Source organism: Sulfitobacter litoralis (assembly GCF_900103185.1).
GTDB lineage: Bacteria > Pseudomonadota > Alphaproteobacteria > Rhodobacterales > Rhodobacteraceae > Sulfitobacter > Sulfitobacter litoralis.
Window position 1 is genome coordinate 25896 of sequence record NZ_FNJD01000018.1, and the last position, 17835, is coordinate 43730.

Here is a 17835-nt window from a genome sequence, read left to right on the forward strand (position 1 = left end):
TGCGATTATATTTGCTGTGGATTACTGGCGAATCAAAGGCTTAAGCGCTGCATCCGCGTCGCGCCACTTGGCAATTGAATCGGCAATCGCCGAGACCATTACAGCACGCCAGATCGGGTCCCGCAGATTAGCCAGATCCCGTTTGGAGCTGAGAAACCCGATTTCGATCAGGACCGACGGAATATCGGCGGATTTCAACACCGAAAAGCCCGCATTGCGCAACGGGTGCCGGTTCATTGGCCCGCCGGCAGCTTTCATCCCCTCAAGCAGCGCGGTGGCGGCAGCGACGGACCGTGGCTCTGTCTCTTGGCGGGCGAGGTCTAGCAGCACGCTGGCCACCTGATCGTCCGAACCGGTCAGATCAGCCCCCGCGATAATATCCGCGCGGTTGTGACGGGCCGCCAGATGATCTGTGGCAGAATCACTGGCGTCATCCGACAGCGTGTAGACCGTCGCACCTTTTGCCCCGCCTTGGGGCAAACTATCGGCATGAAGCGAAATAAACAGATCCCCCTCTGCCTGATGCGCGATGGCGACACGAGTTTCCAGCGCAACGAAGTGATCGGTATTACGGGTCAGCACTACATCGATCCCGTCGCGCACCAGCGTGTCCCGCAGCGCTTGGGCAAAGGAAAGCATCAGGTCTTTCTCTAAGATACCGTCGGTTTCAGCCCCCGGATCGACCCCGCCGTGTCCGGGATCCAGCACAACGCGGAACGGGCTGGCTTTGGTATCGGCCTCAATCTTCGGCGGCGCAGCAAGCGCCATGGTCCACGCGGGATCCACAGGCGCACCAGCGGCTTCGGCAAACTCTTCGACGGTGGCCGATTTCAGCTTGATCTCGAGCGTGGCCTGACCAGAGCCCTTATTCACCGGCATCCCGATTTCGCGCGGGATCATTGGTTCGGCCAGATCCGCCACCAGACGTGACCAACCGGGCTGGAACGGTCCAAAGCGCAATCCGCTGATCCGCCCCGGCTCTGGCAGCAGGTCTTGGGTGTTGACCCCGCTCCAATCGGCCTCGCGAAAATCAACCACCAACCGTGCTGGATCATCCAGCAGGAACACGCGAAACGGCACGCCCTGGCTTAGCCCCAACGTCAAGGTTGTCCCGCCGAACCATCCATCCGAGATCGCACTTTTGTCCGGTTCAACCCGCGCAAGCGCCGTCAGATCCTGCGCCGAAGCAGGCAAAGACAGCGCGCAAACCGTTGCGATGATGGGGAAAATACGCATGCCTGTCACCGTTCTGCTTGGGGTGGTTGCGGCGGGTATAACATTCCGCCGCCCCCCGAACCAGCCTTTCAGCGTGCTGCCATATAGGCCTTGAGCCGCCCAAGACCCTCGGCGATGTCTTGTGTGCTGCGCGCATAGGAAAAGCGTAGCGTCTGATGCCCGCGTACCGGATCGAAATCCAGCCCGGGCGTTACAGCCACGCCAGCCTTGTCCAGAATGTCACGCGCCAATTCGCGGCTGTCCGTGGTCAGCGACGACACATCCGCATAGACATAGAAAGCCCCGTCAGGGGGAGCAAAACTGGTGAACCCGGCGTCGCGCAGGCCCGTGATCATCATCGCACGATTGGCGCGGTAGACGTCCATGTTTGCCTCAAGCTCTGCCGTGCAATCCATCGCAGCAAGGGCGGCCACCTGACTGGCGTGCGGTGCACAAATAAACATATTCTGGGCGATCCGCTCAACCACGCGCACGTGATCCTCGGGCACAACCATCCAGCCCACACGCCACCCCGTCATAGAGAAATACTTGGAGAAGGAATTGATCACATAGGCGTCGTTCGAAATCTCAAGCGCGGTAACGGCTTTCTTTTCATACTCGATGCCATGGTAAATCTCGTCCGAAATAAAGGACGCACCCTGCCCTTGGGTCGCGTCAATCAGCGCAGACATCGCGCCATGGTCCAGCATCGTCCCCGTCGGGTTGCCCGGCGAGGCGACCAACAGCCCCTGAAGGTCCATATCGGCGAAATCCGACGGCACCGGCTGCAAACGGTTCTCGATCGAGGTCGGCAGATCAACCGGTGTGAGGTCCAGCGCCTTGAGAATTTGGCGATAGCTGGGATAGCCCGGCGCACCGATACCGACGCGATCGCCCGTATCAAACAGCGATGTGAACGTCAGAATAAAGCCGCCCGACGAACCAGAGGTGATCACCACGCGGCTTGGGTCCAGATCAACATTGTACCACTCGGCATACATCAGCGCGATCCGCTTGCGCAGCGCCGGCAGGCCAAGCGCGACCGTATAGCCAAGCGCGCCCTGCTCCATCGCGGCTGTCAGCGCGGCGCTGGCCCCTTTGGGCGCGCCGGTGCCCGGCTGACCGACTTCCATATGGATGATGTGGTGCCCCTCTGCCTCGGCGGCAGCGGCGGCCTGCATTACATCCATCACGATAAAGGGATCGACCTGAGACCGGGTTGAATTGCGCATGAGCTTGATCCTACTGTTGGGCTTGGACCTTTCACCGCACCCCGCTGGTGCCGTCAACCCTTGTGCGTGCGTCCAAAATCGCGCACCAACCCTGCAACCGGTGCCTGCACCCCCGCGCAACAACAAGCGAGTGACCCTGATGAAAAAGCTGATCGCCCCCGCCTTGATGGCCCTGTCCCTGACAGCCCCCGCCCAAGCGATGGACCTGACCGAACTGACCGACGCCGAGCGCGCGCAATTCCGCGCGGAGGTTCGCGCCTATTTGATGGAAAACCCCCAAGTCATCATGGAAGCGGTCAACCAGCTACAGCAACGCGAGGCCGAAGCGCAGGCGCAGGCAGATTTCACGCTGGTATCTGACAATGCAGCGGCGATCTTTGATGATGGCTATTCCTATGTCGGCGGCAACCCTGACGGCGATTTAACCATCGTCGAGTTCATGGATTACCGCTGCGGCTACTGCAAAAAAGCGTTCTCCGAAGTCGAAAAACTGGTGAACGGCGACGGCAACATCCGTTTTATCGTGAAAGAGCTGCCGATCCTGGGCGAGCAATCCATGGTCGCCTCGCGCTTTGCCATCGCGACCAAGATCGTGGCGGGCGACGAGGCCTATAAATCTGTTCACGACGCCCTGATGAGCTTTAACGGTGACATTACGCAGACGTCGCTGAGCCGCTTGGCCAGCAGCTTTGATCTGGATACCGACGCGATCCAGAAAGAAATGGACAGTGCCGAAGTCACAGCCGCGATCGCAAACACACGTGAGCTGGCTCAAGCGATGCAAATCTCTGGCACCCCGACGTTCGTAATGCAGGATGAACTGCTGCGCGGCTATCTTCCCTACGACCAGATGAAAGCCATTGTCGCAGAAAAGCGCGACTAAGATGCGTCTGGCACTGGTGTTTTGCGTGACCGCCCTTCCGGTGGTCGCGCAAACCGACTTTGGGGCGCTGACGGATGCTGAGCGTTTGGCGTTCGGAACAGAGCTACGTGCCTTGTTGCGTGCCGAGCCGGAACTGGTCGCTGCTGCAGTGACACCCCCGAACTACGCGGCCGAGGCATATCAAGAGAAGGCGCAAGCCGATCTCGACCTTATTGCGTCCCTCACACGGCAAGTGCTGGCGGGCACGCAGATTGCGTTGTTTACCGGTGAAGACTGTACGGACTGTGCAAATGCTCTGGAAGAAATTAAAGCGATATCAAATACATACGACGTGACGTTCAAGCATCACGTTATGTCCGATCCGGCAAGCGCTGCCTTGGCAGAACAGCTCGGGATGACAGATGTTCCGTTTTACGTCATGCCCGACCGTATCCTGCGCGGCCATATGCCTGACATCGTCCTGCGGCGCTATTTGACGCAATAGCGGCTAAAGAAAGCGCTGGTGATAGCGCACCATGCGTTTGAAGTGCGCGTCCAACGACCGCTTGAGATGCGGCGCTTCCTTCACGTTAAGAATGTAATCGACCAGTAGATCATATTGCTTGATCTGACGCGGCAGGCGGTTTGACGGGGTCAGCCGTGACTGCCGTTCCTCTTCGTCGATGACCTGCACCACCTGCTTTTCCGGCCATTCCAATACCGGCGCGTTGGCCACCATCGGCTTGCCGTTCATCAAGGGCAATTCGGCGTCGTAATGGGCAAAGATCGACCGCTCTAATGGCTCCACTTCGGATTTGGTCGCGACGGGCCACGCCCAGACAAATGCGATTTCCCACACGTCAATCTGACGGTTTGCAATCACGTCCGAGCGTGCGGACGTCAGATGCCGCCGCACCCGTGTACGGATGCCATCAACGGACTGGCCCACGTAAATTGGATTGCCGTCTAGATCGCACAGCGCATAAACGCCGATTTGATTGGTCAGCGCCGCCAATGCTTTGCCACGAAACGCCTGCGCCGCGTTCATGCCACTGCGCCCAAGCTTTGGCGTTCCAGAATGGGGGCGAACAGCACCTCGTCCAGATAACGCACCACCGGCACAGCAACGCCGTCCCCTGCCACGCGGTAGGCATTGTTATAGGTGTCGGGCATCTTGTAGCTATCGGGCAGCCCCATCAGCCGCGCCACCTCGCGCGAGGACACAAGCCGCGCCTTGGTCTGGTTGCCTTTGATAAACATCAGGATTTGCCGCGATGATCCGCCCGCGGGCGTCCGTAGGCACCCTGCGATCCCGTCGGTGCGCAGCTCTGCCCGCTGACGGACGTTGCCGTCTGCATCAGGGCGACCACGTTTATAAATCGTACCGACGACCGTACGACCTGCCTTACGCGCCACACGCAGCCGTTCAAGGCTGGGTGGTGACATCAGTGTCAGCAAACGGTCGGTGTCCGCTGCACTGAACCACGGCATCGTGGCGCGGCGTTCTAGCACGCCCTCTAGCGCTTGTTCATCGGCGGGGGCGTCGTCAAGCTTCCACCAGACCCAGTTCGACCGCACAGGACGCGACGCAGAAGCCAGGAACTTTTGCAACTTTTTGCCGTGAAAGACGTGGGACGGCTTTGGCACCGTCAGACCCGAAATGTCGATATCCTCGCGCACACAGACCACGAACAGTCGCGGGCGGCTTTGTGGCAGGAACCGCCGCGCGTCAATCTCGAGCGCACCAACCTTGTATCCAAGCCGCACAAACGTCGCGAGCACCGTGTTCATATCAGCGCCACTGTTGCGTGACACCAGCCCGACCACATTTTCAAAGGCGATGATCCGCGGCGCAAAGCCCGCTTGGATCGCCGTCGCGATCTTGTCTGCCCAATGCGCAAAAACGCCACTGCGCGCGCCGCTGAGCCCCTGGCCCTTGCCCGCGAGGCTAAAATCCTGACAGGGACTGGAGGCCCAATACATATCCACCTGACGCGATAGCAAATCATCCGGCATCTCGGCAATATCGCCGTGATGCAGCGCATCCTGCCCCCAATTTCGGGCATAGACCTTGCATTTCATTGCATCGATATCATTGGCCAGCACACAGTCCCACCGGCCCTGCAAAGCCGCACGCACCATGCCACCGCCGCAGAAAAACTCGGCGTATGTAGGGGTCTTGGCGGCGTGATCAGGCATATCTATTGATATGGAATACGCAAATATCTGTCGATGGCAAATGCGCCGCTTTGGGCAAAGTCACTCGGCTGCTTGCTCGGCCGCTCGGGTCTCTGCCTCGATGGCTTCGGCGCGGGCTTCGACCTGTTCGACGATGTGGTCGATCATGCCCTCGTTGCCCAGCTTGTGACTTTGCTTGCCCGCAAGATAGACCATGCCCGACCCGTTGCCGCCACCGGTAAAACCAACATCCGTCATCAGCGCCTCGCCGGGGCCGTTGACGACGCAGCCAATGATGCTCAGGCTCATCGGTGTTTTGATATGTTCCAACCGCCGCTCCAGTGCTTCGACGGTTTTGATGACGTCAAAGCCCTGACGCGCGCAGCTGGGGCAGCTGATAATGTTCACGCCACGGTGGCGCAGGCCGAGGGATTTCAGGATTTCGTAGCCGACCTTCACCTCTTCGACGGGATCAGCAGACAATGACACACGGATCGTGTCACCAATGCCCATCCACAGCAGGTTACCCATACCGATCGCCGATTTGATCGTGCCCGACGTCAACCCGCCAGCCTCGGTGATCCCGAGGTGAATGGGCGCATCCGTGGCTTCTGCCAACTGTTGATAGGCAGCGGCAGCCATAAAAACGTCGGATGCCTTGCAGCTGATCTTGAATTCGTGGAAATCGTTGTCTTGCAGGATTTTGATGTGATCCATCCCGCTTTCGACCATCGCGTCGGGGCAAGGTTCGCCATATTTCTCAAGCAGGTGCCGCTCAAGCGAGCCTGCGTTCACGCCAATACGGATGGAACAGTTGTTGTCCCGCGCGGCCTTGATCACCTCTTTGACGCGTTTTTCGTCGCCGATATTGCCGGGGTTAATCCGCAGACAAGCGGCCCCTGCCTCGGCGGCCTCGATCCCGCGTTTGTAGTGGAAATGGATATCGGCCACGATCGGCACGGTCACTTCGCGCACGATTTCTTTCAGCGCCTTCGAGCTTTCCACATCAGGTACCGACACCCGCACAATATCAGCGCCCGCATCAGCAGCAGCCTGAATCTGCGCGATGGTCGCTTTGACATCGGTGGTCAGCGTGTTCGTCATCGTCTGCACAGTGATCGGCGCATCCCCCCCGACCGGCACATTTCCCACCATGATCTGGCGGGATTTCCGACGGTAAATGTTGCGCCACGGGCGAATGTGATTGAGGGACATGCAAAGCTACCTTTGGCAATGAAACAGTCGAAGGATCGGTCAGGGCCGGTTCGCCCTACACCTATTCAGCCCGTCGCGTTGTTGCAATGGTAACCGGCTTATTCAGTCGGCGAAGTCGCGGCATTCTTCAGCTCGGCCACCATCGTGGCAAGCGCGGAATTCTCTTCCAGCACCGCAGGTTCATAAAGTTCAGCCAAGGCCTGGCGATGCAGTGGCAAATTGGACGTCACAGCACCGCGATCACCGACAGGTCCGAAATACTGACCATCCATCGCGAAATAGAGCGCACCAGATTCGCCCGTCCGCAATGTTGGGGGTTCTTCGGTTGCGGGGATATCCCAGCTGTCGCCCTTGTTCATGATGCCTTCAAAGATGACCTTGCCGTCGGCAGCACGGACCCGCACCCAAGACGGATAGGCCGCAACCATACGCACCTGCGGCGCGGAATCTTCGACCACCTGCGGTACGGTACCGGGGGCCACATCCACCACATCGCGCTGGATATCATCATTTTGCGCAACACGTTGCGGCGTCACGCCAACCGCTGGTGACGGCGATCGCGAGATCGAAGCAAAGCTGCCGATGCTGCGCGGGTCAATCGTGGAAATCGGCGCATCACGGGCCACAAGCACGGGAACATCCAGCGCCGCCGGACGATAAAGCCGATCAAGCGCATCCGACCGCGGGGCGGCCATCGTTGCCGGAACGTCGGGGTCCTCGGCTGTGTCGGGCGCAGCGGCAAGCGCGCCCTGCAGCGGGTCAAGGTCGGACAGTACAACGGGGGTTTCGTCCACGGGGGACACCTGCACGCGCTGCACTTCTTTCAGCACGCTCCAACCGCCATACCCGATCCCGCCAATCAGCGCGACCAGCACCAGAACCGACCCCAATGCACCGGGTTCGATTCGTGCCAGAAAGGAGTCTCCCACTGGCGTGAAGGGGGTCGCGGGGCGGGAAAAGATGTCGCTTTCACCGGTATGTTTCAGACGTTCTTCGCGGGACGGCTTTTTAACAACCGAGGCTTTCGACGACATGCCATGCGCGACAGCAAAGCCGGATTCAGCACAGAATGCGGCAAAGGCCTTGTCGGGGTCCATATTCAGATAGCGCGCATAGGAACGCACATAACCCGCAATAAAACCAGGTGTATCAAAGGCTTCCGGGTCAGCATTTTCAATTGCCGCGATATAGGATGCTTTGATCCGCAGTTCGCGCTGCACGTCCAAGAGCGATTTACCAAGGGTCGCACGTTCGCCCCGCATCAAATCACCTAGGCGCAAGTCGAAAGCGTCGAAGCCTTTGGCTTCAACTTCCTCGTCATCTGCTGACTTGAAGGACCACCGCCCAATCATAAAAATGTCCCGTAGCTATGCCCGCTGCCCTTAATCGAAACAACATGTTGATTCGAGATTAGGCTTTTCTTTCGTTATCGGTAGCATAAATCAACGGACTATACGAAATATTCGGGGTCACCCCGCCATTTCGGCACGATTCAGCGCACAATGGGACCATAGGACGTCCATCGCGTGAACCAGCCCTTCGATTTCCAGCGGGCCATGCACAGGCGACGGGGTAAAGCGTAAGCGCTCTGTTCCGCGGGGGACTGTGGGGAAGTTGATCGGCTGCACGTAAATGCCATGATCTTCCAGCAAGCGGTCGGACAAAATCTTGGTATGAACAGGGTTCCCGACGATCACAGGGACGATATGGCTGCCGTGATCGATGATCGGCAAGCCCAACCCCTTCAGCCGCAGTTTAAGCACTTTGGCCTGCTGCTGATGCTTCTCGCGCAGCTCGGGCGCGGTCTTGAGAAATGCGACCGATGCCGCAGCGCCTGCAGCCACCGCAGGCGGCAACGACGTGGTAAAGATAAATCCCGGCGCGTAGGACCGGATCGCATCACACATTTTGGCGGAGGCCGCGATATAGCCACCCATCACGCCATAGGCCTTGGCGAGCGTGCCGTTGATAATATCAAGCCGGTGCATCAGGCGGTCACGTTCCGCAACCCCTGCCCCACGTGGTCCGTACATCCCTACGGCGTGGACTTCGTCGATATAGGTCAGCGCGCCGAATTCGTCTGCAATGTCGCAAATCGCCTCGATCGGGCCAAAGTCGCCGTCCATCGAATAGATTGATTCGAACGCGATCAATTTGGGCGCTGCGGGATCGTCAGCGGCCATTAGCTCGCGCAGGTGATCCACGTCATTGTGCCGGAAGATACGCTTGGCCCCGCCATTGCGGCGCACGCCTTCGATCATAGAGGCATGATTCAACGCGTCGGAATAAATGATCAGACCTGGAAAGAGCTTGGGCAGCGTGCTCAGCGTTGCGTCGTTGGCGATATAGGCGCTGGTGAACAGCAACGCGGCTTCTTTGCCGTGCAGGTCGGACAGTTCTTCCTCAAGGCGCTTGTGGTAGATCGTGGTGCCCGAAATGTTGCGCGTCCCGCCAGAGCCGGCCCCGGTCGCATCAAGCGCCTCGTGCATGGCGGCAAGAACAACTGGGTTTTGCCCCATCCCAAGATAGTCGTTCCCGCACCAGACAGTGATGTTTTTATCCTGCCCGTCAGGTTGCGTCCAGACGGCGTGCGGAAACTGCCCGTTGCGGCGCTCAATGTCGATAAAAGTCCGGTAGCGACCTTCCTCGTGCAGCCGGTCAATCGCCACATCAAGCTGTTTGGTATAGTCCATTGCGCCTTGCTCCTTCGTCGGTGGCGGGACCAGCAAAGGCAACCGGATCATTCGCCATATTCGTGCCTTGGAATGAATACCGTTTAGAACCATTCAATTCAATGCTTTAATGGGCACCGATTGTCGCAGGCCCTGCCGCAAGGCCCCCCGCAGCACGACCAGATGATGCGCATCGGAAACCCATGGGCTGCCCTGCGCACTGCAAGCGGATGTTTTCCAAGCGATTCTCGTACGGTTTCTATGGTGATACCCCGCGCATGTACCCCACCACTGGACATGGCCAAGCGCGCTGATACGGTCGCGCTAATATCCACCCCGACAGAAAGGTTTACCTCACATGTCCCTACCCGACGTCTTGGCACGCATCGACAGCGATCTGGATGCGGCCACCGACCGCCTGCTGGAACTGCTGCGCATCCCCTCTATTTCAACCGACCCCGCGTTCAAGGAAGACTGCGACCGCGCCGCCGACTGGCTGGTCGAGGATCTGAACAGCATCGGTATTGAGACCACCAAACGCCCCACCCCCGGTCACCCGATGGTCGTGGGTCATGTCGACGGCCCCTCAGACAAGCCGCATATCCTGTTCTATGGCCACTATGATGTGCAACCCGTTGATCCGCTAAACCTGTGGAACCGTGATCCCTTTGATCCTGCCGTTGAAGACACAGCAAAGGGCCGCGTGATCCGCGGACGCGGTGCGGCGGATGACAAGGGCCAACTGATGACCTTTGTCGAAGCGTTGCGGGCGTGGAAAACCGTGAACGGTGACTTCCCCTGCCGGATGACGTTCTTCTTTGAGGGCGAAGAGGAATCGGGCTCGCCATCGCTCGTCCCGTTCATGAAGGAAAATGCCGAAGAGCTGCGCGCCGATTATGCGATGATCTGCGACACGGGCATGTTCCAGTCCAAGGTGCCCTCTATCGTGACAATGTTGCGCGGATTGATGGGCGAAGAGGTCACCATCACCGGCCCCGATCTGGACCTGCATTCCGGCATGTACGGCGGCGTATCAATGAACCCCGCGCGCGTCCTGTCCAAGGTGATCGCATCGCTGCATGACGACGCAGGTCGCATCACCGTGCCGGGATTCTATGACGGCGTGCCCGAGCTGCCCGACGATATTCAGGCCCAGTGGCAGGGCCTCGCGTTTGATCACGACAGCTTTCTGGGCGACGTTGGCCTGTCCAAACCCGCCGGCGAGCAGGACCGTATGCCGATCGAGATGATCTGGTCGCGCCCCACCTGCGAAGTCAACGGCATGTGGAGCGGCTATACAGGCGCGGGTTTCAAGACCGTGCTGCCGTCGCAGGCACACGCCAAGATCAGCTTCCGTCTGGTCGGCACGCAAGACCCCCACGTCATCCGCGAAAGTTTTCGCAAGATGGTGACCGATATGATGCCCGAAGACTGTACAGCGAGCTTCCACGCGCATGGGTCAAGCCAAGGATCAGTGTTTGAAACCACCGCCCCCGCGTTCGAGGAGGCGCGCAAGGCACTTACAGACGAATGGAATGTGCCCGCCGCCTATGTCGGGTGCGGCGGGTCGATTCCCATCGCAGGCCACTTCCAGAAAATTCTGGATACCACGCCGGTGTTGATCGGATTCGGCAAGGATGACGATGCCATCCACTCTCCGAATGAAAAATACGATCTAGAGAGCTTTCACAAAGGTATCCGAAGCTGGGCACGGATACTGGATGCAATGACCTAAGAAAACGGGCGGGCCTCGCGGCCCGCTTTTCCCTTTTTAGGACGAGGTAAATCAGACAATCTAAAAAGGGATAAGTGGCGCGGTTGACGGGGCTCGAACCCGCGACCCCCGGCGTGACAGGCCGGTACTCTAACCAGCTGAGCTACAACCGCGCAGTAAGGGCGGAATAAGATAACCAGCCCGGAGCGTCAAGCGATTAACCGCAGAAAATTACAAAGAATTCTGGAAAATTTCAGCGCAGACCGCGCAGGGCAAAATACGGCCTCGGGCACCTCAAAATTGGGTGAAAACCAATGGCCTGAACCCACAAGCAAACCACGCCCCCAAGGGCGTGTGCTTGTCATCATGATGTATGATAAAATGCAGCGGTGGCGCGGTTGACGGGGCTCGAACCCGCGACCCCCGGCGTGACAGGCCGGTACTCTAACCATCTGAGCTACAACCGCCCACTGCGTACTTCGTCGTTGCCGTCGAAGCGTTTGGTGGTGATAGGGTCTGCTCGCGATGGCGTCAAGCAGGGTTTTGCACCGAATGGCAGGAAAATTGAAATTTTCTTTGGGCGGCAGCAAAATGCCCTGCCCGCCCCTGTTCTAGCAAAAGAAAAACCCGCGCTTTGCAGCGCGGGTCTATGTCATTTCTCGGAGTACGTGCCCCAGACGTGGTCACTCGGGGCTGGCGGCATATCCTTGGTTTGATGCAGCCGGTGCAGATTTACCTTGGCGATAAGATGGCCGGTGATCGGTGCCGTCACAAACAGGAACGCCATCACCAGAACTTCGTGCAGCGACCCTGTCTCGGACGCAAAGGAATATATCATCGCCGCCATCAACAAGGACCCGACACCCAGTGTCGACGCCTTGGTCGGCGCATGGAGCCGCGACATGCAGTTATCGAGCTTGATCAACCCGATCGATCCGACGAGCGTGAAAAACCCGCCTACGATCAACAGGGCAGAGATGATGATTTCGGGGATTAGGGGCAGATCACTCAATGATATCACCTCGTAGGACAAAGCGCGCGATGGCCACGGTGGATACAAATCCAAGCATGGCAAAGATCATCGCGCTTTCAAAATAAATGTCGGTGCCCAAGCGGATACCCAGCAAGATGATCAGTGCAATCGCGTTCACCACCATGGTATCCAGCGCCAAAATACGGTCACCGGTGTTCGGGCCTTTCAGCAATCGCAACATCGCCAACAACTGCGAGATCGACACGGCAGCAAAGGCGATATTCAAAGCAATCAGAATCATTCGAAAATCTCCTTCAAGCGCCGCTCGTAGCGCTGTTTGATATCGTCGCGCACTTCGTCAGGGTTTTCAGCATCCAGCGCATGGACCAACAAGGCTTTTCCGTCTTCCGACACATCCGCCGACACAGTCCCTGGCGTCAAGGTAATCGTGCCAGCCAGCATGGTAATCGCCTCGGGTGTGCGCAGCTCCAACGGGATCACAACCCAAGCGGGGCGCATGTTCTTGTTCGATTTAAACAAGACAATCATAGCGACCACGACATTGGCCACCAGAATATCCCACATCACCATGACCAGATATCCCACCAACTTGACCGGCTTGGCAACCGGAGGGCGGTCAGGCCAATAAGCGGCAGTCGCAATAGGGATTAACAGTCCAAGCATGACGCCAAACACAACGGTGCCCAGCTTGATTTCATTGACCAACAGACACCACGCGATCGCAAGGATCGCGGTCAGCATCGGGTGCGGAAGCAGTCGGGACAACATATCAGTGATCCTTTTCTGGTGCAGCGGCGGCGTCTGCGCCTTGGTCATCTGTAGCATAGCCTGATCCGTCGGCGTCACCGTGAGTGTCTTCGCCGTGATCGTCGGAAATCTCTTTACCCGGCGTGGTCAACACCACGGATAGATAGCGTTCGGGATTAAACAGCTGTGCCGACGTCGCCTCTAGCACGCGGGTGACGGGGCCCGCCGCAACGGTCAGCGCGACAAGAAGCGCCAGCAGGCCGCCAACAGAAACCATCGGCAAAACGCCCTGCCCCTCAGGTACCACCGGCGCGGCGGCGTCATCCTCTACCGGCGTTTCAGCCCGCTGATGCGCGTTCCAGAAAATCTGGCTGCCAGCCCGAGAGAAACCAACCACCGCGATCAACGACCCGACAAGGATCGTCGCCCAGACCCACCACATCAGATCAGCGCTGCGTGCCGCATCCAGAATCAACAGCTTGCCGACAAAACCTGAAAGTGGCGGCAGGCCTGTCATGGCAATCGCCGCAACAAAGAACATGCCCGCCACCAGTGCGCCACCTGTCATGGGGGGGGCATCCACGAAAGAGACCTCTGCCGCGCCGCGCCGACTGCGGATCACATCGATCAGCATGAACAGCGCCGCAGCGGCAAACGTGGAATGGATCGCATAATAGAGTGCGGCGGAAATCCCTGCGGGGGTAAAGACCGACACGGCAGCCAGCAACATTCCCATGGATCCGATCACCGAAAAGGCGACCATCCGGTCGGTCCGCTTCGCGCCCAACACGCCCGCCATCCCAAGCGCCACGGTCAGCAACGCCGCAGGCATCAGCCAGACGTCAAACAGTCCTTGCGTGATCTCAAGGTCAGGAGGGAAGACCAGCGTGTAGAAACGGATGATACAGTAAGCGCCAACCTTGGTCATGATCGCAAATAGTGCCGCCACCGGTGCCGGTGCTTCGGCATAGCTGGCGGGCAGCCAGAAATGCAGCGGCAGGATCGCGGCTTTTACCGCAAAGACCAGCAGCAACAGAACTGCAGCGACGCGAATACCAGCGCCATCGGCTGCGTCCAATGTCGCCACGCGCATTGCCAGATCCGCCATGTTCAGCGTGCCGGTTTCTGCATAGATCGTGCCAAGCGCGAACAGGAATAGCGTCGAGCCCAAAAGATTATAGAGCACATATTGCGTGCCCGCCCGTAGACGCCGCTGCCCGCCCGCATGGATCATCAACCCGTATGACGCAATCAGCAGCACTTCGAAAAACACAAAGAGGTTGAACGCATCACCGGTTAAGAAAGCGCCCAAGATCCCCATCAACTGGAACTGGAACAGCGGATGGAAATGCCGCCCGCGATTATCCCAGCCCGACCCGATCGCATACAGCAACACCGGTACCGCAAGCACACAGGTCAGCAGCACCATCAACGTCGACAGGCGATCCGCGACCAGAACAATGCCAAAAGGCGCGGCCCAATTGCCAAGCTGGTACAGGCTCACCGTGCCGTCAGAGGCCTGCCAGAACAATCCAACCGCCAGCATCAGCAGCGCCAGCGTGCCCGCCACTGACAAGACGCGCTGGATCAACAGATGATAGCGTGCGGCCAATACCATGAAAGCCGCCAACATGGCCGGCAGAACGATGGGAAGAATAAGCCAATGGGTCATGCCTTGCCTCCTCCGCGCTGTGAGGGTTCGGCGTTTTTGGTTCCTGCCAGAGTGTCGGGGTCGTTCACCAGATCATCGCCCGCGCTGAGGTAGGACCCGACCGCGATCATCACGACCACGGCTGTCATCCCGAAGGAAATAACAATTGCCGTCAGTACCAGCGCTTGGGGAAGCGGATCGGTATAAACCTCTACCCCGTCCCGCAGGATCGGGGGGGCATTCAATGCCAACCGGCCCGAGGCAAAGAGAAAAACATTGACCGCATAGCTGACCAGCGACGTGCCGATGATCACAGGAAAGGTTCGCAGACGCAGGATCAAATAGACCCCGGCAGCAGTGAGAACGCCAATGGCGGAAGCGACTAAAAGCTCCATATCAGGTCTCCGTCTCGGTTTTCGGTTCATCCCGTGACGGGTCGATATCCATAGCGTGTTCACTTTCCTCGATGCCTGCACGACGCCCCAGCCGCGAGAAGCTTTCAAGCGACAGCATCACCGCGCCGACCACCGCAAGGAACACCCCAAGGTCAAAGCCCATCGCGGTTGCCAGCTCAAATTTCTCCATTGGGGGGATGCGGAAATAGCCGAAAGCAGAGGATAGGAAAGGCGCACCGGCAAACCACGCACCGATGCCGGTCACGCCAGCGCAAAGCACCCCTGCCCCGATGATGCCGTGATAAGGATAGCGCTGGCGGTTGTCGGCCCAGGCAAAGCCGCTGGCCATATATTGCATCACGACCGCAATCGCCACGATCAGACCGGCGACAAACCCGCCGCCCGGTTCATTGTGCCCCCGCAGGAAGATATAGACACCGACCAGCAACACGACAGGCATCAAAACACGGGTCAGCACCACCATCATCATCGGGTGGGCGTCGCCCGCGCGCTTTTCCTCATAGCCACGGTTCAGCAAACGTGCCCGCACGGGGCCGGACAAGAGCGCCTCTGTCAGGGCATAGATCACCAGCGCGGCAATCCCGAGCACGATGATTTCGCCAAAGGTGTCAAAGCCACGGAAGTCTACAAGGATCACGTTCACCACATTGGTGCCGCCGCCGCCCTTGTAGGAGTTCGCAAGGTGGTAGTCGGCGATAGAGGCAATCGGGAAATTCGACATCAGGATCGAATAGATCAAGCCCGCCGCGGCCAGCCCTGCCACAACCGACACCACGATATCGCGGCTGCGGTGCAAAACAGTGCTTTCCTTAGGCGTGCTGTTGGGCATGAAGTTCAATGCCAGCAACAACAGCACGATCGTCACCACCTCGACCGAGATCTGGGTGAGCGCAAGATCGGGGGCCGAGAAGTAGTTGAACCCGACGGATACCATCAGGCCGATGATCCCCATCAGGATCAGAACCGCCAGACGGTTGCGGTGCACCGTGACCAAGAACCCCGTTGCGATCATCAACATCAGCCAGCCGGCAAATCCAACCGGCGTGATCGGCAGCATCTCGCGCGTAGGTGCGCCGTCGGTGCCGGTGAACCATGCGTGTGCCCCGATGGCGACGACGGCGGTCACAAAGATCGCGGCATAGCGGGTGAAGGACCCGTTGTGCAAACGCTCCGATACGAGGCTTGCGAGTCCGACAGCGCCTGCGATGATCCGATCAAAGATGTCCTTCGCCTCGGGGCGCGGGGTCGCGGCCCAAAGACGCGCCAACGGGTTCCACGCCGCCAGCAGGATCAAACCACCGACCACAGCAATCGCTGACATCCCGAGAGCGGGCACAAACCCGTGCCACAGCTTGATATGTTCGCTTGGCATTTCAGCAGCAGAGCCGATCACGGCTTGCGTCACGGTACGAACAAAAGGTTCCGCCAGAAACGGCGCCACACCGATCACGATCACGGGGATGATCAGCAAGGCGGGCGAAATCCACAGACCGAATTCGGGATCGTGGGGCTTGGCCGGATAGTCGTTCCGGACCTTGCCAAAGAAGGTATGCGCGATAAAGCGGAAGCTATACGCAGCGGAGAACAATGCCCCCAGCGTCGCCACAGCCGCCACCAGATAGGGCGAACCGAACAACGTTGTGCGCAGCGCCTCTTCCAGCATCATCTCTTTTGACAAGAACCCGTTCAGCAACGGGATACCCGCCATCGACAACGCGGCCAGCGTTGCAATCGCAAAGGTGATCGGCATCAAACGGCGCAGCCCACCCAAACGGGTCATGTCGCGGGTATGGACCGCGTGATCGACAATACCGGCGCTCATGAACAAGGCCGCCTTAAAGCTCGCGTGGTTCAGAATGTGAAATACAGCCGCCATCGCGCCAAAGGACGTGCCAGTGCCCAGCAGGAACGTGATCAAACCCAGATGCGACACGGTGGAAAATGCCAACAGCGCCTTGAGGTCGTTTTTAAAGATCGCGATCAGCGCACCAAGGACCATCGTGATCAACCCGGCAGAGCAGACCAACACGATCCAGATTTCCGTGCCCGACAGAACCGGCCACATCCGCGCCATCAAGAACAGCCCCGCCTTCACCATCGTGGCAGAGTGCAGATAGGCCGACACAGGCGTCGGCGCGGCCATGGCGTGTGGCAGCCAGAAGTGGAACGGGAATTGCGCGGATTTGGTGAAACACCCCAGCAGAATCAGGATCAGCGCGGGGATATACAGCGGCGACGCCTGAATAAGGTCACGATTTTCAAGGATCACCGTCAAATCATAGCTGCCCACAATCTGCCCCAGCAGCAGCATGCCACCGATCATCGCCAGACCGCCCATACCTGTCACGGTCAACGCCATCCGCGCGCCTTGGCGCCCTTCGGGAAGATGCTTCCAGAACCCGATCAGCAGGAAGGACGATAGGGACGTGAGCTCCCAGAAAATGAGCAACATCAGGATGTTGTCAGACAGAACGATCCCGACCATCGCGCCTTGGAACAGCAGTAGATAGGTGAAGAACGCGCCCATATTGTCGTCACGCGACAGGTAGAACCGCGCATAAAGGATGATCAACATCCCGATCCCAAGGATCAGACCCGCAAACATAAACCCCAACGGATCGAGAAAGAGGTTTACGTTCAACCCCAGCTGCGGCAGCCACGTGAGGCTGGCGGTCACGACCTCGCCCGCTAGAACAGCCGGCGCGTGTGTCGCAAGGCCGATCGCGGCGCAGGCCGTCACCAGAAAGGTCACCAAAAAGCAGCTTTGACGGCCTGCCTGATACATCAGGCCGGGCAGCAAGGCGCCAAGAAACGGGAGGGCTATAATCAGGAACAAAGACATGGCCGCAACTATGTCATGAGCCACGCCAAAACGACCAGCCCTCTTTTCGCAAATTGCGATGGAAAAATACGGATTTATGAGCGCTTCTTGTCGCAGC

General features: G+C 58.7%; 16 protein-coding genes and 2 tRNA genes. 3 read left to right on the forward strand and 15 right to left on the reverse strand.

All coding sequences use genetic code 11. The annotated features are described in order from the left end of the window. Nucleotides 1–21 precede the first annotated feature (21 nt). Nucleotides 22–1236 (reverse strand): N-acetylmuramoyl-L-alanine amidase, encoded by a 1215-nt coding sequence (locus BLQ98_RS13600; RefSeq protein ID WP_093733856.1) that lies wholly within the window; start codon nucleotides 1234–1236, stop codon nucleotides 22–24. A 68-nt stretch (nucleotides 1237–1304) separates the two neighbouring features. Further along, nucleotides 1305–2447, reverse strand: coding sequence for a pyridoxal phosphate-dependent aminotransferase (locus BLQ98_RS13605; RefSeq protein WP_093733857.1), 1143 nt, complete (start codon nucleotides 2445–2447; stop codon nucleotides 1305–1307). Between the two features lie 139 nt (nucleotides 2448–2586). Here BLQ98_RS13605 and BLQ98_RS13610 point away from each other — a divergent pair, with 139 nt between their 5' ends. Both BLQ98_RS13610 and BLQ98_RS13615 read left to right on the forward strand, forming a co-directional pair. After that, entirely contained in the window at nucleotides 2587–3330 is a 744-nt protein-coding gene (locus BLQ98_RS13610) for a DsbA family protein (RefSeq protein WP_093733900.1), read from the forward strand. Nucleotide 3331: 1 nt separating this feature from the next. Continuing rightward, nucleotides 3332–3814 carry a disulfide bond formation protein DsbA gene (locus tag BLQ98_RS13615; RefSeq protein WP_093733858.1) on the forward strand — a complete coding sequence of 161 codons (483 nt, stop codon included), beginning with the start codon at nucleotides 3332–3334 and terminating at the stop codon, nucleotides 3812–3814. A 3-nt stretch (nucleotides 3815–3817) separates the two neighbouring features. Here BLQ98_RS13615 and BLQ98_RS13620 read toward each other — a convergent pair whose 3' ends face one another. From BLQ98_RS13620 to hemA, 5 genes are all read right to left on the reverse strand, one after another. Then, on the reverse strand, nucleotides 3818–4357 hold the full coding sequence (locus BLQ98_RS13620) for a GIY-YIG nuclease family protein (protein WP_093733859.1): 540 nt from the start codon (nucleotides 4355–4357) through the stop codon (nucleotides 3818–3820). Next, nucleotides 4354–5508, reverse strand: coding sequence for a DNA cytosine methyltransferase (locus tag BLQ98_RS13625; RefSeq protein WP_093733860.1), 1155 nt, complete (start codon nucleotides 5506–5508; stop codon nucleotides 4354–4356). Before BLQ98_RS13625 ends, BLQ98_RS13620 begins: the two co-directional genes overlap by 4 nt. Nucleotides 5509–5568: 60 nt before the next feature. Next, the gene (ispG, locus tag BLQ98_RS13630; RefSeq protein WP_093733861.1) at nucleotides 5569–6702 is read right to left on the reverse strand and encodes a flavodoxin-dependent (E)-4-hydroxy-3-methylbut-2-enyl-diphosphate synthase; all 1134 of its coding nucleotides are present in this window, start codon (nucleotides 6700–6702) and stop codon (nucleotides 5569–5571) included. A gap of 98 nt (nucleotides 6703–6800) precedes the next feature. Then, complete coding sequence (locus BLQ98_RS13635; RefSeq protein ID WP_093733862.1) at nucleotides 6801–8054, reverse strand: helix-turn-helix domain-containing protein; 1254 nt, start codon at nucleotides 8052–8054, stop codon at nucleotides 6801–6803. A 117-nt stretch (nucleotides 8055–8171) separates the two neighbouring features. Beyond that, a complete protein-coding gene (gene hemA / locus BLQ98_RS13640; RefSeq protein ID WP_093733863.1) occupies nucleotides 8172–9395 on the reverse strand; it encodes a 5-aminolevulinate synthase in 1224 nt (407 codons plus the stop codon). A gap of 337 nt (nucleotides 9396–9732) precedes the next feature. Here hemA and BLQ98_RS13645 point away from each other — a divergent pair, with 337 nt between their 5' ends. Further along, entirely contained in the window at nucleotides 9733–11109 is a 1377-nt protein-coding gene (locus BLQ98_RS13645) for a M20/M25/M40 family metallo-hydrolase (protein ID WP_093733864.1), read from the forward strand. 75 nt (nucleotides 11110–11184) lie between these two features. On the opposite strand, the gene BLQ98_RS13650 is transcribed toward BLQ98_RS13645, so the two are convergent. The 8 genes from BLQ98_RS13650 to BLQ98_RS13685 form a co-directional block, all read right to left on the reverse strand. Next, a tRNA-Asp gene (locus BLQ98_RS13650) sits at nucleotides 11185–11261 on the reverse strand. 217 nt (nucleotides 11262–11478) lie between these two features. After that, nucleotides 11479–11555, reverse strand: a tRNA-Asp gene (locus BLQ98_RS13655). Between the two features lie 185 nt (nucleotides 11556–11740). Next, a complete protein-coding gene (locus BLQ98_RS13660; protein ID WP_093733865.1) occupies nucleotides 11741–12100 on the reverse strand; it encodes a Na+/H+ antiporter subunit G in 360 nt (119 codons plus the stop codon). After that, complete coding sequence (locus BLQ98_RS13665; protein WP_093733866.1) at nucleotides 12093–12362, reverse strand: K+/H+ antiporter subunit F; 270 nt, start codon at nucleotides 12360–12362, stop codon at nucleotides 12093–12095. The genes BLQ98_RS13660 and BLQ98_RS13665 overlap by 8 nt, the downstream gene beginning before the upstream one ends. Then, the gene (locus BLQ98_RS13670; protein ID WP_093733867.1) at nucleotides 12359–12850 is read right to left on the reverse strand and encodes a Na+/H+ antiporter subunit E; all 492 of its coding nucleotides are present in this window, start codon (nucleotides 12848–12850) and stop codon (nucleotides 12359–12361) included. Before BLQ98_RS13670 ends, BLQ98_RS13665 begins: the two co-directional genes overlap by 4 nt. A gap of 1 nt (nucleotide 12851) precedes the next feature. Then, nucleotides 12852–14501: a monovalent cation/H+ antiporter subunit D gene (locus BLQ98_RS13675; RefSeq protein ID WP_093733868.1), complete on the reverse strand. Its 1650-nt coding sequence runs from the start codon at nucleotides 14499–14501 to the stop codon at nucleotides 12852–12854. Continuing rightward, the gene (locus BLQ98_RS13680) at nucleotides 14498–14875 is read right to left on the reverse strand and encodes a Na+/H+ antiporter subunit C (protein WP_093733869.1); all 378 of its coding nucleotides are present in this window, start codon (nucleotides 14873–14875) and stop codon (nucleotides 14498–14500) included. The genes BLQ98_RS13675 and BLQ98_RS13680 overlap by 4 nt, the downstream gene beginning before the upstream one ends. Nucleotide 14876: 1 nt before the next feature. Further along, on the reverse strand, nucleotides 14877–17738 hold the full coding sequence (locus BLQ98_RS13685; protein WP_093733870.1) for a monovalent cation/H+ antiporter subunit A: 2862 nt from the start codon (nucleotides 17736–17738) through the stop codon (nucleotides 14877–14879). Nucleotides 17739–17835: the final 97 nt, after the last annotated feature.

Excerpts from the sequence above, each read along its gene's own strand:
- BLQ98_RS13600 (WP_093733856.1), bottom strand. The coding sequence starts at position 1,236 with ATGCGTATTTTCCCCATCATCGCAACGGTTTGCGCGCTGTCTTTGCCT.
- BLQ98_RS13605 (WP_093733857.1), bottom strand. The coding sequence starts at position 2,447 with ATGCGCAATTCAACCCGGTCTCAGGTCGATCCCTTTATCGTGATGGAT.
- BLQ98_RS13610 (WP_093733900.1), top strand. The coding sequence starts at position 2,587 with ATGAAAAAGCTGATCGCCCCCGCCTTGATGGCCCTGTCCCTGACAGCC.
- BLQ98_RS13615 (WP_093733858.1), top strand. The coding sequence starts at position 3,332 with ATGCGTCTGGCACTGGTGTTTTGCGTGACCGCCCTTCCGGTGGTCGCG.
- BLQ98_RS13620 (WP_093733859.1), bottom strand. The coding sequence starts at position 4,357 with ATGAACGCGGCGCAGGCGTTTCGTGGCAAAGCATTGGCGGCGCTGACC.
- BLQ98_RS13625 (WP_093733860.1), bottom strand. The coding sequence starts at position 5,508 with ATGCCTGATCACGCCGCCAAGACCCCTACATACGCCGAGTTTTTCTGC.
- ispG (WP_093733861.1), bottom strand. The coding sequence starts at position 6,702 with ATGTCCCTCAATCACATTCGCCCGTGGCGCAACATTTACCGTCGGAAA.
- BLQ98_RS13635 (WP_093733862.1), bottom strand. The coding sequence starts at position 8,054 with ATGATTGGGCGGTGGTCCTTCAAGTCAGCAGATGACGAGGAAGTTGAA.
- hemA (WP_093733863.1), bottom strand. The coding sequence starts at position 9,395 with ATGGACTATACCAAACAGCTTGATGTGGCGATTGACCGGCTGCACGAG.
- BLQ98_RS13645 (WP_093733864.1), top strand. The coding sequence starts at position 9,733 with ATGTCCCTACCCGACGTCTTGGCACGCATCGACAGCGATCTGGATGCG.
- BLQ98_RS13665 (WP_093733866.1), bottom strand. The coding sequence starts at position 12,362 with ATGATTCTGATTGCTTTGAATATCGCCTTTGCTGCCGTGTCGATCTCG.
- BLQ98_RS13670 (WP_093733867.1), bottom strand. The coding sequence starts at position 12,850 with ATGTTGTCCCGACTGCTTCCGCACCCGATGCTGACCGCGATCCTTGCG.
- BLQ98_RS13675 (WP_093733868.1), bottom strand. The coding sequence starts at position 14,501 with ATGACCCATTGGCTTATTCTTCCCATCGTTCTGCCGGCCATGTTGGCG.
- BLQ98_RS13680 (WP_093733869.1), bottom strand. The coding sequence starts at position 14,875 with ATGGAGCTTTTAGTCGCTTCCGCCATTGGCGTTCTCACTGCTGCCGGG.
- BLQ98_RS13685 (WP_093733870.1), bottom strand. The coding sequence starts at position 17,738 with ATGTCTTTGTTCCTGATTATAGCCCTCCCGTTTCTTGGCGCCTTGCTG.